This is a genomic window from Blautia glucerasea (genome assembly GCF_013304385.1).
Lineage (GTDB): Bacteria > Bacillota > Clostridia > Lachnospirales > Lachnospiraceae > Blautia_A > Blautia_A ammoniilytica.
The window spans coordinates 15,071-31,072 of the sequence record NZ_JAAITU010000010.1 but is presented as its reverse complement, the minus strand read 5'-3'; the positions used below and the strand labels follow the sequence as shown (position 1 = coordinate 31,072).

At 39.3% G+C, this 16,002-nt stretch carries 13 protein-coding genes and 1 pseudogene; all 14 read right to left on the bottom strand.

The genetic code is table 11. The annotated features are described in order from the left end of the window. Window positions 1-15: 15 nt before the first annotated feature. Window positions 16-1,371 carry a sodium:proton antiporter gene (locus G5B11_RS05875; protein ID WP_173727194.1) on the bottom strand — a complete coding sequence of 452 codons (1,356 nt, stop codon included), beginning with the start codon at window positions 1,369-1,371 and terminating at the stop codon, window positions 16-18. Between the two features lie 61 nt (window positions 1,372-1,432). After that, window positions 1,433-1,834 carry a hypothetical protein gene (locus G5B11_RS05870; protein WP_173727193.1) on the bottom strand — a complete coding sequence of 134 codons (402 nt, stop codon included), beginning with the start codon at window positions 1,832-1,834 and terminating at the stop codon, window positions 1,433-1,435. Between the two features lie 135 nt (window positions 1,835-1,969). Next, on the bottom strand, window positions 1,970-3,376 hold the full coding sequence (locus tag G5B11_RS05865) for a lanthionine synthetase LanC family protein (protein ID WP_173727192.1): 1,407 nt from the start codon (window positions 3,374-3,376) through the stop codon (window positions 1,970-1,972). Between the two features lie 269 nt (window positions 3,377-3,645). Then, window positions 3,646-5,328, bottom strand: a complete 1,683-nt coding sequence (locus G5B11_RS05860; RefSeq protein WP_173727191.1) for a phospho-sugar mutase — start codon at window positions 5,326-5,328, stop codon at window positions 3,646-3,648. Between the two features lie 245 nt (window positions 5,329-5,573). After that, window positions 5,574-6,170, bottom strand: coding sequence for a class I SAM-dependent methyltransferase (locus tag G5B11_RS05855; RefSeq protein ID WP_173727190.1), 597 nt, complete (start codon window positions 6,168-6,170; stop codon window positions 5,574-5,576). Between the two features lie 109 nt (window positions 6,171-6,279). Then, on the bottom strand, window positions 6,280-7,206 hold the full coding sequence (locus G5B11_RS05850) for a site-specific integrase (RefSeq protein WP_158421348.1): 927 nt from the start codon (window positions 7,204-7,206) through the stop codon (window positions 6,280-6,282). A gap of 64 nt (window positions 7,207-7,270) precedes the next feature. After that, on the bottom strand, window positions 7,271-10,231 hold the full coding sequence (locus tag G5B11_RS19735) for a type I restriction endonuclease subunit R (RefSeq protein ID WP_420360621.1): 2,961 nt from the start codon (window positions 10,229-10,231) through the stop codon (window positions 7,271-7,273). A gap of 93 nt (window positions 10,232-10,324) precedes the next feature. Next, window positions 10,325-11,254, bottom strand: a pseudogene (locus G5B11_RS19730) (restriction endonuclease subunit S); the annotation flags it as partial. A 75-nt stretch (window positions 11,255-11,329) separates the two neighbouring features. Continuing rightward, window positions 11,330-11,560, bottom strand: a complete 231-nt coding sequence (locus G5B11_RS05840; RefSeq protein WP_158421350.1) for a hypothetical protein — start codon at window positions 11,558-11,560, stop codon at window positions 11,330-11,332. Next, on the bottom strand, window positions 11,553-12,065 hold the full coding sequence (locus G5B11_RS05835) for a DUF3990 domain-containing protein (protein WP_158421351.1): 513 nt from the start codon (window positions 12,063-12,065) through the stop codon (window positions 11,553-11,555). Before G5B11_RS05835 ends, G5B11_RS05840 begins: the two co-directional genes overlap by 8 nt. Continuing rightward, window positions 12,062-12,280 (bottom strand): DUF3791 domain-containing protein, encoded by a 219-nt coding sequence (locus G5B11_RS05830; RefSeq protein WP_158421352.1) that lies wholly within the window; start codon window positions 12,278-12,280, stop codon window positions 12,062-12,064. Before G5B11_RS05830 ends, G5B11_RS05835 begins: the two co-directional genes overlap by 4 nt. Before the next feature lie 81 nt (window positions 12,281-12,361). Further along, a complete protein-coding gene (locus tag G5B11_RS05825; RefSeq protein WP_330603080.1) occupies window positions 12,362-12,874 on the bottom strand; it encodes a hypothetical protein in 513 nt (170 codons plus the stop codon). Window positions 12,875-12,965: 91 nt separating this feature from the next. After that, complete coding sequence (locus tag G5B11_RS05820; protein WP_173727188.1) at window positions 12,966-14,138, bottom strand: restriction endonuclease subunit S; 1,173 nt, start codon at window positions 14,136-14,138, stop codon at window positions 12,966-12,968. Window positions 14,139-14,140: 2 nt separating this feature from the next. Next, on the bottom strand, window positions 14,141-15,739 hold the full coding sequence (locus G5B11_RS05815; protein WP_173727187.1) for a type I restriction-modification system subunit M: 1,599 nt from the start codon (window positions 15,737-15,739) through the stop codon (window positions 14,141-14,143). Between the last annotated feature and the right edge of the window lie 263 nt (window positions 15,740-16,002).

Sequence of the window (16,002 nt, the reverse complement as noted above, 5' to 3'; positions counted from 1 at the left end):
TTCTCTTCCCTCCCATTACGGTAAATAACGTACATATATCATAACCATGGAGATCAGAATCACAAGTATGGTCGCCGGAGCCATAGATTTGCAATATCTTCCCCACTTGATCATATGACCGCTCTTTGCTGCTGTGGCAATACCCACAACATTGGCAGATGCTCCGATCGGTGTGGCACTTCCGCCAATATCAGTTCCCATAGCAAGTGCCCATGCAAGGATGGAAATCTCAATCCCCTGTGTAGCTGCCAGACTGTTGATCACTGGGATCATGGTAGCAGCAAATGGAATATTATCAATAAATGCACTTGCAATTGCAGATACCCAGATGATAATGGCAATCATTACTTTCAGATTACCTCCGCTGACAGTTCCGATAAAGCCAGCCAGCAGCGTAAGGATTCCGGTCTTTTCCAGACCGCCTACGACAACAAACAATCCTACAAAGAACAGAAGGGTTTTATAATCTACTTTTTTCAGAAGGTCAAGTGCATCTCTTCCTGCTGTAAGCAATGTAACAAGAGCAATGAATACTCCAATGCAGGATACAGTAAGCCCGGTCTGAGAATGTGTCACCAAAAGAACCACTGCACACAGGAAAATGATCCAGCTGATCACAAATCCTCCCTTGCTGGTGATAGCCTCTGAAGGATCCGGATAATCTGCCGGATTCTTTGTGACGGCATTGGAGGTCAGTTCCTTTCTGAATACCAGATAGAAATAAATCACAACTGCAACAAGACATACAATTGCGATCAGACCTGTATTGGTCACAAAGTCGGAAAATGACATTCCCAGGGATGTTCCGATGATAATGTTTGGCGGATCTCCGCACATAGTAGCCGATCCACCAAGATTTGCGCAAAAGATCTCAGACAGGATCATTGGCACAGGGTTAAACTTTAACAGCTGGGACAGCTCCACCGTAACAGCTGCCAGGAACAGGATCACGGTAATGCTGTCGATAAACATTGCAAGTACAAAGGAAAGTACCATAAATGTGATAAAAATCGGGATGATCTGATATTTGACCATCTTGGCGATCTTCATACACAGCCAGCGGAAAAATCCGGATTTGGCCATACCTTCCACCATAATCATCATTCCGGCAATAAATACGATGGTTTCCCAGTTAATACCACCAGAGGATTCACTGGCTTGTCCGGTTGTGTGCCAGAACGCTTCTGTGAAAAAGGTTTTCAGGTTTAAGGTATCTATAATCGCACTTGGACTGTGCATACAGATACCAAAAATGACCACCAGGGTCAGAAGGGCACATCCCAGCGTTACAATGTGTCTTTCCCAAACTTCTGTAATAATTAAAATGAACATTGCCAGAAAAATTATTACAGCCAATATCTGTGCTATCATTCTCTCTTTTCCTCCATATATGTATCTTGGATATCATTATCCTTTTTCCGTATACAGAAGATCAGTGCTTTCTTCCATCCTGCTGATGTATATATCTTATGATCTGGCTTCGCCCACCCACATTGCAGAGGATGCAGAACCGTCTTTTCTTTTCCATGTAATGAAAATTTACCAAAAAACAAATTGCCGCCAAAATAATCAGGCATACCGCAATGCCGTTCCTTTGCAGATAACGTCTTGCCTCTTCCAGGGACTCACAAGCCTGGCGAAGGCCGGACGGCTCTTCTGCTGTGTCCTGAGTGCTCCTTGCAAGCTCCGGTGACATCAGTGAAACTAAAGCCGGGCTCTGTTCCAAACGTCCAACTGCTTCTGCCTGCACATCCGCAAAGTACACCCCTGCAATGACCATAATGATCCCCAGTGCGAAACATATGAACTTTTGTATGATAGCCTGTCTGTTCATTGAACCCACCTCTGCATCCAGAAAAATTGCTTCGTATATCATAGCACAGGAAAAAACTTGTTTCAATTCTTTTTAAAAGGTGAAAACGCTGAAAAAAGAGCCCATTACTACAGGTAAAATGAACAGTATTGAATTTTATTTTTCAAAAAAATGATATTCATATAAATTTGTCAGCTTTTTGCCAGTCATAACTGCATAAGTTTTCAAAAGAGAAGATCCGCATCCTGCTGCGCCCACATATAAACCCGGATAGCTTACGATCCTTGTGGGAATGGTTCTCCACCAGCTGTCATACCAGGTTTTCTTTCCCGGTGTACGATGGTCGGAATCTGCCAGCAGCACATCTGCTGTACGGATCATATATTCATAGAATTCCTGTTCTTCGGTAAACTCATACATAGCAGCAAAATGCTCCAGGATCCCTGCAGTTCCGCAGCACTGGCATCTGCAATTCCAATATCCCCAGGAATGCTTCTCCGGCGCCCCTGCTTTCACGATTCCCCTGGAAAGTTCTTCTGTCCAATTTCGGAAAAGCTCCTCTCCTGTTGCTTCGTACACTGCCCTGAATGCCAGAGTGCTTCCTACCGGGCCATGGCAGGTGCTAAGATAATATTTATCATACGTGGGTCCTGTTACCGGATGGTCCTGATACGGGATCAGGCGTCCAGTTTCATCTCCTACAGAAATATTCATTGCATACTCCAGACCTGCTTTTGCAAGCTTTAGATAATCTTCCCGTTTTGTGTCCTGATAGAGGACAGCAAACATCCAGGCAGTCCCTGTGGTGCCATGAGACCAGTTCGGAAAGGTAGTCTCCTTAGGAAAGTCTATCATGGACAGATCCAAAAGTTTCCAGAATTTTCCTCCCAGAGGCGCATCCAGGGTGTCTTTTCCGATCCGGTCTGCAGCCTTGCATGCAAAATCCAGATACTTTTTTATCCCTGTTCTACGATACACATGATCCAGAAATACGATAAATCCCCCGTCCGCTGTCACATCCTCCTGGTCACTCCAGTGAAGCCCTTGCTCATCCTCCACTGCTGCCTCAAGCAATACATCCGCCACATAAAGCACATAATCCCTGTATTCCTGCTTTCCTGTCACCTGGTACAGATCCTCCAGAAAATAGGCTTCACCTACAGGACCATTGTATGAGCCTGCCGCCCATCCTGGAACCGGGATGATCCCTTTTACCTCTGAATGAAGAGTATCATAATACCACTCTGCTCCTACCTTTGTTGCCAGGATATGAGCTGCTGCTTCCTGTGCTTCTTCCAGCCAGCGGTTATCCCCGGTAGCTTCATACAGGCGGATAAGGAAGATCCCAATACCTGCGGATCCGTCATACATGCTCTTTGATGTAAACATAGGCACATCCTCCCTGTACCCTTCCTGATCGTCAGGCAATGCCTTCCATATCCTGCCGTATGGGGTTTTTACAGCCAGGGTATCAATCCATTCTGCTGTATCAATGGCAGCCTGCAGGTAATTATCTGCATGGTTCTTTTTAAATATATCCGGATAAACAATTCTTGGATTCATAGTGTATCCTCCTTATCAATCCACTTTTATGCGTTGTTTTTCTATTTCTGAAAAATATCCTATTTTTCATATCAAGTCAATATGTTTTATGCATTTGATTATACCGAAATAAGATAATCAGGAATAGGTTTGGGCTATAGCGCAAAAATCCCCTATACAGAATCGGCTCAGACATAAGTCTGTCCAAATTCTGCACAGGGGATCATTATTTCATATATGGTTATGTGGATGGCGCCAAAAGGCCACGTATCTGTTTATACTCTGCTTACTCAGGCAAGAATGGGCTCCAATGCTTTTGCAAGCTTATCCTTCTCTGCCTGCGCCTCTTCCAGATCTTTTCCAAGAGTTGTGTAATAAATCTTGATCTTTGGCTCTGTTCCTGACGGACGAACGATAACTGTCTCATTATTTTCCAGTTTATAGATCAGTACATTCGCTGCCGGAAGCCCTGTCTCCTCTGGCTTCTCATAGTCTGCAACGCTGACTACCTTATAGCCTGCGATCTCTGCAGGCGGATCCTGACGAAGCTTCTGCATGATTCCTGCCATAGTATCCATACCGCTAAGTCCAGGGAACTCAAAGCTGTCAACCTTATTCAGGTAACGGCCATACTCTGCATAAATTTCCTCAAGTCTCTGCTTCAGAGAGCTTCCGATGCTTCTGTAATATGCAGCCATCTCACAGATCAGCATGGAACCGATCACAGCATCCTTATCTCTTACATAAGGTCCTGCCAGATATCCATAGCTTTCCTCAAATCCAAAGATAAAGCGGTCTACTTCTCCTGCCTCTTCCAGCTGTGCGATCTGATCGCCGATCCACTTGAAGCCTGTCAGTACGTTACGCATCTCTACACCATAATGGGTAGCTACTGCATCTGCAAGAGGTGTGGAAACAATAGACTTCACAGCTACCGGATTCTTCGGCATAGTGCCTTTCTCAATACGTCCTGCACAAATATAATCAAGAAGAAGAACTCCTACTTCATTTCCGCTTACCAGCTCATAAGAACCATCCGGGCACTTCATGGCGATTCCCACACGGTCAGCATCCGGATCTGTGGCAAGCATCAGATCAGCGCCTGTCTTCTCTGCCAGATTCAGACCCTGCTCAAGGGCTGCAAAAATCTCAGGATTAGGATAACTGCAGGTTGTAAAATAACCATTCGGATATTCCTGATCCGGTACGATGGTAATATCTGTAATACCGATGTCTTTCAGCACCTGTGTAACAGGTACCAGTCCGGAGCCATTCAGAGGGCTGTACACCAGCTTCAGGCCTGCGGTGCTGCAAAGGCCCGGTCTTACCTGACGGGACTCAATTGCTTCATAAAGAGCTTTCTTGCAATCATCTCCTACAAAACGGATCAGACCTTCCTCTACGCCCTCTGCAAAAGACATGTATTTTGCACCGGTAAGCACATCTGTCTTCTGGATCTCTTCGTACACGATCGCTGCAGCATCATCGGTCATCTGACATCCATCAGGACCGTATGCCTTATATCCGTTATATTTCGCAGGATTGTGGGAAGCAGTCACCATAACTCCTGCATTACACTCATAATATCTGGTTGCAAATGAAAGAGCCGGTACAGGCATCAGTGCATCATAAATCCGCACTTTAATACCATTGGCTGCCAGCACGCCAGCTGCTGTTTTGGCAAAAACATCGCTCTTAATACGGCTGTCATAGCTGATGGCAACTGTCTGGGAACCGCCCTGTGTCTTTACCCAGTTGGCAAGTCCCTGTGTAGCCTGACGTACCACATAAATATTCATCCGGTTGGTACCTGCGCCCAGCACGCCTCGAAGTCCGGCAGTTCCAAACTTCAGTGCTACTGCAAAACGCTCTTTGATCTCTTCGTCATTTCCATTGATCTTTGATAATTCCGGTTTCAGATCCGCATCCTCAAGATCCGCTGCCAGCCAGCGCTCATATTCTTCTTTGTACATTTCACCACTCCCACTTTTCATTTTGATTTGAAATTGAAATTAACTGCAATTGCAAATTACTCTTAACAAACTACATTTAACTGTAATATAACATATTCTTGTTCACTCGGCAACTGCTTGAAGAGTTTTACCTCGCAGTCCTCGCAATTGCCTCACAGTGCTGCCGTATTTTGTCAGCGATCATCAATCTGCTATTCTTTTCCCGCATTTCTGTCATGTAAATATCTACAGCTATATCAGCCAAATCAGATCACCTCAAATATCAGAATTTTTTCCCTGCTATCTTCTCCCTGAAACAAATCCCTGGTGTCAATTTCATCATAAAACATCAGCTGCCCCTGCGTCATCAGAAAGCTGACATATTCTTCTGATGGATAATAGAAAAACAGCAGCATGCTTCTTGGATTCCTGTAATATGATTCATATATCCTTGCAAGAACAGACCGTAAAATCTCCAAAGCAAAGGGATTAAAAAAATAGCATCTGTCCACTTCCGCCGGAACCTCATAATTCTCAGCACTGTTTAGTACAAAAGAAGTACGGCTGCCTGATACGGCTGCTGATCTGTTTGCCGCCGCTTCCTGATAAATCCGCTCATCATACTCCACACCGATGGATCTGCATCTGGTCTGATAAGAAAGAAAAAAGCATACCCGCCCCTTGCCGGTACCATAATCCAGCACTGTGTTATTTTTCCTGATCAATCCACTGTTCGCCAGACGTTCCAGTACAGTATAAGCAGTCGGTTCATAGGGATACCTGTACTGGTCAGAATGTGTGTCGTCCCTGCCCGTGGTTTTTATCTTTAAAAGCTTATCCCATTGCGTTTCACTTTGATTCATTGGTTTCATTCTTTCTTGGTTTCATTCTTTCTTGGTTTCATTCTTTCTCTGTTTCATATTTTCATATCAATTACAAAATCAGCGTAAGCATATTATACCTAATTTAATTTTATAACCCTGACAAAGTCCTCATTACCAAATCTACATCTTTGTTCTCCAATTCCTGAATAATATGCAGATACGTTTTCTGTGTTGTGGTCATACTGGCATGTCCAAGCCTTCGTGCAACACTGGCAATTGATACTCCTGCAAACAGCAACAGCGATGCATGGGTATGCCGAAGTCCATGTATGGAAATCTCTGAAATGCCGCATCTCTTGCAATGTCTTGCCAGCACATCATTCACAGTAGAATTATAAATTTTTGTTTCATCAATAAAAATCGGTTTATTTTCCGGCAATCCCTTTGTCAATTCTGCAAATTTCACCACAATCTGCCAGTCAATCTGAATCTTTCTTACCGATGATTTATTTTTAGTTGGCAAAAAACCTCCGTCACCTTTATAATCCCATGTTTTGCTGATTGACAATGTTTGTCTGGCAAAATCGAAATCTGAGGGTGTAATTGCCAAAGCCTCTGAAAAACGCATTCCCGTCTTTGCAACCAGAAGTATAAACCAGTCCCAATTAGGTTCTTCTTTGATATCAAGATCAGCAATCAGTGTATGCAGTTCAAATTGATTCAGATATTTTATCTTTTTTGCCCTTGGGGTTTTTCCTTTAATAATTGCTTTTCTGGTTGGATCTCTCTCAATCATTCCTTCATCAACCGCATCCAAAATTGCGCCTTTAAGCTGATGATGAAAATCCAGAGTTGTCTGTCTTTCATGCTCTTTTGCATAATCATTCAGAAGCTGCTGGTATTTTGTCCGCGTCAGTTCAGACACCTTCACCTTTGGAGCCAGTTTTTCCACCCATTTCTGGGTCATCAAATATTTTGCCATAGTTGCTTCTCTGATTGCACCTCTTTTATATACCTCAACCCACTGTGCATAATATTCGCAAAAAAGCATTGAATTTCCTGTATCACTAAGCATAAGCATTCTCCTTTTCCTTTTAATTGCTTACGCTGATACATACATGTATATAATTAAGTCCACTTCAGGCAGTTCTCATAAGAGGTTCTATTTCTTCATCAAGAACTTTTCTCAATTCTGCCATCATTCGGTTATAATATTTAAATTTTGGCAATGGCTTTTCCTGTTCTTCTTTGTAACCTGCATAATTACAGGTGGCCTTTATCTCATTTTCATTTGGAATTACTCCGTTTCTATAATGGACCGCAGCATACAAAACATCATTTTTTGATGCATACCAGGTTACACAAAAATCTGAAATAACTTTATTCACACAATCGTGCTTCATATTTTCTACAATATTGAGAATTGACTGTCCTCTATATTTTGTATCATCCTTCTCAATTTCCGCAATCAAGTCTGACATAAGTTCTGCTATCTTCACATTATCCTTACGCAGTTCTTCCACATACTGTTTTACTTCATCAATCTTCTTTTGTCTTTCTTCAGGTGTTATATTCCCCTCATCTTCTGACGGATTCACAATATTCTGAATCAGGTTGATAATATACTCATAATCAATTTTCGTGCTGCTGTATGCCATAAGTTCATAATCCTGATCCACTCCTGCATCTTCCGCATTCTCTGATTGAGTATCTGACTTATCATCAGCGATCTCTTCTATCACATTTTTGTAATGCCCTGCATAATCATCATATTCTGCTTCTGTTATGCCATATTTTTCAAGCATGCTGTCATCATATCTTGTAAATGACTTTAGTTGTGCAAACAGGCTGTCAAATGACTGAAAAATTTTCGCAAAAATTTTCTTTTCTTTCACAGACATATTTGCAATCTCCGAAGGTGTCCTGGCGCAAACTCTAAGTGCTGAAAGTGCTTTACGAAATGCCGGTTCAATCTCATTCCATTCTGACATAATTGCTTTTTCGGTACTTCCGGCAGAATACAGCCTTACTGCATCATCCACGCATTTTTTGAAAAGCTTTGGTGCCTGGAAAGTAACAATCTGCCCATATGTTTTATTTTTGTTAAAAATACGATTTGTTCTTGAAAACGCTTGAATTAGATCATGTGGTCCCATAGGCTGCCGATCTATGAATATCGTGGACATACATGGTGCATCAAACCCGGTCAGAAGCCGATCTACCACAATAACCAGATCCAGCTGTTCATTTCTGCTTTTGAACTTTGCATCCTTTCTTGCCAAGCGTTTATTCAAATTGCCATTATATGCCTGGATCTGGGACAGATCATATTTTGTATTAAACATTTTGTTATAATCATCCAGCGACTTCTGCATCTTCTGCTGATTAACATGTGAACTTTCATCATTTTCTGTCACAGAATATGTGATGGCAAATTTAGGAAAATCAGGAAGCACCTGTTTCATTTTCTCATCAATTGTAAGAGATGTTTCACCGTTTTTGACCTTTGTCAGTAAATCATAATATTTCTGTGCAATCTGAATAGAACTTGTAGTAAGCATTCCTTCATAAGTCTGCCCTTTTCCATTTTGAAATCCCAGCTTATAAAAAGATTTGTTCAAAATAATATCCAAAACCTTTAACATATGCGCTTCATTATCATATGCATTGCTGTCTGTCTCATCTTCAATATTTTTAGGTCCATTGTGCTCTACTTGAAATCCCAGCACAGCATTATCGTGAATTGCATTTTGTATCGTATATCTATGAAGACAGTTGCCATACAGTTCTACTGTTGTTCTAGGTAAATCTCCCATCTGTGGGTATGGATTTTCTGCAAATCTGGGAGTTCCGGTAAAGCCATACCATAAGGACCTTCCAAAAAATCGTTCTATTTCTCTTTTTGTTTTTGGTGCAACCGCTCTGTGACATTCATCTACTACAAAAGCAATCTTCAGATTCCTGATTTTTCTATATTCTGCTGTTCCCTCCTGCAATCTCTTGCTGATCAGAATCTGCATTTTCTGAATCGTCGTAACAATAACCTGGCGATCATCTGATTTCAGTTTCTTTTTGAGATCATTTACATTTTCTGTTGCATCAACATCTATCAAATCATTATTTGCATACGCCTGAAATGCCATCGTTGTCTGCATGTCCAAATCTTTACGGTCAATCAGAAATATTGCTTTATCAATAGATGGAATATCCATCAACAGATTTCTTGTGGCTTTATAGGATGTTAAGGTTTTTCCGGAACCTGTAGTATGCCATACAAATCCTGACTTGCTTTCCTTAGATGCTTCACGTATGGATTCAATCGCATGAATCTGATACGGTCGAAGTAATATCAGCCTTTTCGCATCTTCATCCAAGACTGTATATTTTGCAATCATTTCATGTGCTTCCGGAATTCGGAGCACGCTTTTTGCAAACTCAAGATAATCTGACACCGGATTATTGTCTTTATCCACCCAGCCACTCATAAATTCAGGTTTTAATTCTGTATCACTGGCCGCAGCAAAATACTTGGTGTCTACCCCATTGCTGACTACAAACATCTGAACTGCTGAGAAAATCCCAGTAAACTTTCCCTCGCCAATGTATTTCTTTATCTGTCTGAAACCATCCTTATAGGAATGCTGCTTATTTTTCAATTCAATATGTATCATAGGCAAACCATTGATCATCAATGTTACGTCAAATCTGCGGTCTCTCCCCGGACCTGTAGTCTCCTCATCCGTTTTCAGTGCCTCGTACTGATTGATTACTTCGTATACACTGCTGCCACCGGCTATATGCTCATGATTCATTACGACCAGATGCAGCCTTTTCGTATCACGCTGCACATGAACCTGCACCTTTCCGTTTTCACCAACCAGCCACTCCCCGGCTTTATAAAATGAAGAAAATTGCAACTGGTTCTTTACCTGCTCGAATTCAGAATCTGACAGACTTTCTCCATCCAGTCTTTCTTTGTTATTCTGCTCAAGGATATATCGGAAATTCGCCCACAAATCAGCTTCCGTTTTTAAATCCCCCCTGTATGTCCATTGAGAATCGCCGTAAATTAATTGTTCAATCAGTTTTTGCTCTATCATTGATTCTAATTCTGGCATAATTTCCTTCTCCTTTGTATTATTCTCGTACATCATCTTTTTAAGGCATATTTTTTTCAGTTTTTTTAAGTTATTCAGCTGGCGCTGGTGAAGAGTGATGAAGTGGTCGAGGCTTCTGAAATAGTCTCCAATTTTTTTCTGTTCTTCAAATCTAGGGCATGAAATAGGGATTTTTTTACATGTTTCCTTATTAAGTTTTGGCATTGCCATTCCTGTATTGTATTGTGTATAGTCTTTTCGTTCTAATGAATTGCAAATAAAATTATTTTCATTTTCTTGCTTTGTACGAAGAACATGAGCATGGTTATTTACCCAGTATTTTCCGCTTGCTAGAAAGCATACCGGATAATTTCTGTCGGTAATATTGGCACCATCTTCACTTAACAATATCAACTCTTCATCGAACAAATATCCATCTACATAATCAACAATTCCAGAGGCTCCATAATATGGATAAGGACCAGGAATGCGTTTTGCACCTTCTAAAGGTTTTCGCATTGTATCAAGAAATTCAACTACATCATCTAACTTACGCTGTTCCCAAGAGAATTTTCTTTTTCCATGAAAAAAATATAACTTACACTGGTGAAGAGTGATAAGGCGGTCGAAACTTCTAAAATAATTTCCAATTTTCTTCTGTTCATCAAATGTTGGTGTTGCTGTTTCAACATTATTTATTATTACTTTAGAAAGGCTTGGTACACCTGTGGATTCATCCTTTTTCTTCCAATCAACATTTTGAAAAATACAGCTTGTAAAATCCAAGTCGTAGTTTTCCTTCGGAATACAATAAAATAGCGTATCTACGGTCCAAAATGGTGCTTTTAAAATGTATGGCTTATCTATTGTACCCTTTCGTCCAATGCCAACGGCATCCTTATCATCTGAAAGCGCTTTATTTACACTGAGCATGTATCCACCTGTTCCATATACTGGAATATCGCCTTCTTCAAGATGTTTGTAGTCCATTCCGCTTCCAATGTCTACCACATCCGAGAACTTACGCTGTTCCCAATCGTTTGAGCCTCAAAACTACTAATTCAAACACTCTCACTGAAAATCAGTAATCGCATTATTTTATTAAATTTCCGCCTGGATAATGTGTCCAAAATTCATTTCATCTTTAAATAAATCGTACACGTATTCAGGGCTTTCCAAATACAATCCCGTTTCCTTATCCAGAAGCTTTACAAAGACTTCAGAATTATAAAATTTATTCATAGCCTCATCATATTCTATATTTTGATCGATGCTAATCATGTCAACAATATCCTGTACAGCATATTCCACCAACTGATCCTTTTTAGACAACTTTACTCGCCACCTTTCGCAAAAATGCCACACTTCTTTCCGTATGAAAAGAATACTGAGAAGAAGTTCTTTTATAAATCATTCCCTTTAACAGTGTTTCAAAATCAATAATTTCATTTTCATATTGCCGAAACAATAATGCCATATTATCGTCTGCAACAGGGCCTATAACAATATCATACTTATTATCTTTGTTACACAAAATATCTTTTACATCTATGAAGTCCCTGCTTCTGTTATTCATTACAAACCTTGCCCATTCTTCTGTTGTCTGTATACCGAAATCTTTGATCCTGAGATTATCTAAAGCTTTAAAATCATCATCTATCTCATAAACATTTATAATCGGCGTTTTTCCATAAATTCTGGCTACTCTTGCCGCCATTTTTTTTGCTTGTTCTTCAATATCTGTCAAATAAAATCCCTGTCCAAAATCCTTATATGGTCTACACATTGCCAGATTTATATTATCAATCGCTATATTACTCCCATGGTACAATCTCATAATGTACCTCCATTTTTCCTACATAAAATCCCTAAATCTTCTAATATTGTTTCAAAATCCAAGGTATGCTCCACATCATAGTTTTCCTTAATAAAAGCTATACCTTTAAATTGAAAAAGGTATTGAAATGCCTCTTGAATACTCAGATCATGCTTATTGGCAAATTCATTTACACATGCAACTGTAAATCCAATTTTCCTTTTCTGCTCACTCATTCAAAATCTCCTCATTATGCTGAACTTCTGTAATCATAAAACACTGTAAGTACATGTTGGTAACATAATAATGATAAATTTTTAGTCTAATATCATTCCTGCTTCATATGAACATTTTATATGATCCGGATTGCTATAATACACGCTTGAATTAAAATTAGAAAGCTCATCACTAATAAACGAGCCAAAAACTTTTTTTATTGCTTCAATTACATTTTCGTATAATCCCATAACATCCAAAATTAATGTTTGGTATACACGTCCTATGGAAGTTACAGTTGGAGCGCTATATCTGCAAGCTGCAACATTATCAAATTCATCTTCTTCTATTCCATATTTCTCAATCCATTCATCACATACCTGTTCAAATGAAAGACAATGATTTACTCCTGCTACTTTCCATTGATGTTCTAACGCTTTATCTGACATTTTTGCCACAATATCTTTTCTTTTATTACATATTTTTCTTGCTACAAACTCAATCATCGAACATACATAAAACAAATCATCCTCATTCCACGAAACTATTGCCATTGACCGCCTCACTCTTTCTATGTCTTTAACATGCCTAACTATAGGCTTTCGTTTAAGCATATCGTAAGTCCTCCTGTTTTGCTGCCAAAAACGCCTCTCTCATTAGGATTATTTATTCTTGTCTCAATCTCAATATGATAATCATAGTTTTCTATATAAACATGTTTTGCAGCATAAATTTCTTAACATTTCGTAATTCATCGCACTTCTGCTGGTGAAGAGTGATGAGGTGGTCGAGATTTCTAAAATAGTTGCCTATTTTCTGCTGTTCTTTGAGTTTTGGCATAATTAATTCTATATTAAGCATGGATTTTTGAACAAGTTTTTTCCTGCTTGAACCTGCTAACTGAACCCAATTTCGTATATCTTTATGTGCTAAAATGCTATATAAAAAATATGCACTTCCCAACGGACGCAACACATGTGCATGATTATTTACCCACGTTTTTCCACATATATACTGGGCAATTTCCTTTGTTCTAAAATCATCAAATGCATCTCCATCTTCCAATAATAAAACGAGTTCCTCATCAAATAAAAACTTATTTATATACCCTTGTATATTACCAGCTCCATAATATGGAATTTCTCCAGGAATTTTTTCTCTTTCTTCAGCGTTTATTGGAATTCGTTCGGAATCTAGGCATTGTGCTACTTCACCCAACTTACGCTGTTCCCACTCTTCAGTAAAGCCAGAAAATCGTATTTCCGGAACTTTTCTCCCATTTTGAGGAAACATTTTTTGCAACATGTATTTTTTTAATTTCTGAGTTTTCTCATACTTTCGCTGGTGAAGAGTGATGAGGTTATCCAAATCATCAAAATACGCAGCTATTTTTTTCTGCTCTGCTTCAGATGGAAAATTCATTTTGTATTCAAGCATATCGCTTAATTTCAAAACCCTGTTCCTTCCGGCTCCTCCTGGTGAGGATAATTCCAAATGATGTTTAAAGTTTTCATCAAGAATCAGATACCTAAAAAATTTTGGAACCATCCCTGCGTTGAAGCTATATTGTGGAAACCTATGAGAAACAAGCTTTCCAGCATCATTTTCATCAGTAATTGCTACTGCATGTTCCCATCCAAATGTAATGTTCACAATGAATTTGTCCGCTGCTACTCGAAACATTTTAGCTGTCTCAAGTTCTTTTCCCTTTTCAACATAACTATGAAATGTTCCTTTAGCATGACTTCTAATTCCAAGTCTCGTATAACCTTCTGTTGGAGTTTCTACCGGATCTTCATATTTTTCTACTATTTCTCCGAACTTACGCTGTTCCCACTCATCGGTATAACCTTTAAATCTGATCTTAGGTTTTCCCATAATTATACCCCCATCTTCTCGATCAAATCATTCAACAGCGACATTGTTGTTTCATCGGTTGACGTCAATTCTTTAAGAAGTGACACAAACTCTCCCTGCACCTGTTCCAGTTCATCATCAGTCTTTTTCATATCTGATAAGAGTGCGGATAAATCAACCTCTTCTTCTTTTTCAAAATTATCAACATACCTGGGAATATTAAGGTTAAAATCGTTCTTTTCAATATCCTCAAAGCTGGCAAGATAAGCCTCTTTTTCTACTGTTTTTCTTTGACTATATAAATCAATCACAGCATTAATATGCTCATCGGTCATTTCATTTTGCTTCTTGCCTTTATTAAATTTCTTAGAAGCATCTATAAACAATACATCCCTGCCGTCTCTGTGTTTTTTCAGCACAATGATACAGGTAGGAATTGATGTATTATAAAACAGATTTGCAGGCAATCCGATCACGGCATATATATTTCCGGAACGAAGCAGTTTTTCTCTGATTTTGCCTTCTGCCGCACCACGGAAAAGGACTCCATGGGGCAGAACAATCGCCATTGTTCCATTACTTTTCAAATGATACAATCCATGAAGCAAAAATGCATAATCTGCTTTTGATTTTGGTGCCAATACACCGTAATCACTGAATCTTTCATCCTGTAAAAAGCCAGCTGCTGCACTCCAATTTGCTGAATATGGAGGATTCATAAGAACCATATTGAAATCAGTTTCCTCATCTGTAGGCCAATCTCCATCAAGAGTATCTCCATTATTCAAATGCTGGTTATTCGGATCAACCCCATGTAAAAACATGTTCATCCTTGCCAGATTATATGTGGATGTATTCATTTCCTGCCCGTAATATTTAATGTATCCAGGTGTGGATGAATACTTCTTTGCATTCAAAAGCAGTGAACCGGATCCCATACAAGGATCATATACAGACAATCCGGTTTTATCTTCCTGTCCCGCAATGGCAATTTTAGTTAATATTTTTGATACTGCCTGCGGTGTATAAAATTCTCCGGCTTTTTTTCCTGTTTCAGAGGCGAATTGTCCAATCAGAAATTCATAAGCATTTCCTAATATTTCTGCATCTGAATTAAGCAAATCTGCCTTATCAATTTCCTTAATCAGGCTGGCAACCGTATCACTTTGTTTTTGATCTCCTGTTCCCAGGCGGTTGGAATACAAATCAATATCAGCGAACAAATCTGCAAATATCTGATCACTCTGCTCAATATTATTAAATGCCTTCTGAAGCTGTTCACGATTAAACGAATTGTTTCTGGCTGCATCGGCAAAATAAGTATATGTAAGTTCAGGTTCAATCACGTAATGATACTGATCTTGCATTTCTTTTTTCAGTTCTTCTGCATCTTCTCCTTTTAATTCTTCTACATAAGCATCCAATGCTTCCTTTAATGTTTGTGGACGGGCATCGCAAATCAGATCATATACTTTGATAAGAAATGAATCCGATAAATATTTATAAAATACAATGCCCAAAAGATAATTCTTATACTCATTTGCATCCATCTTGGAACGAAGTATATCTGCTCCACTCCATAATACACTAATTAAATCCTTGCCATTCTCCACCTCAGCCATTTTCTCTCCTCCATCATACGTTCATAAAAATTAATCTAAAACAAGTATAGCATATTTCTACTGAACATGTGCACTTTTAGGTCGTTTCCCAAAATTACAGGATTTTTCCTTTTAACTGTTTTTATTCTATCATAATTCATCTAGTTATTCTTCATATTTTTTTAGAACCACTTCAGGCCCTAAAATGAACTAACTGCAATTTTATATAGCGGATTCTGTCTTTTTTCGCTATAATAAGGATGTTTTAATAAAATACTTGCAAG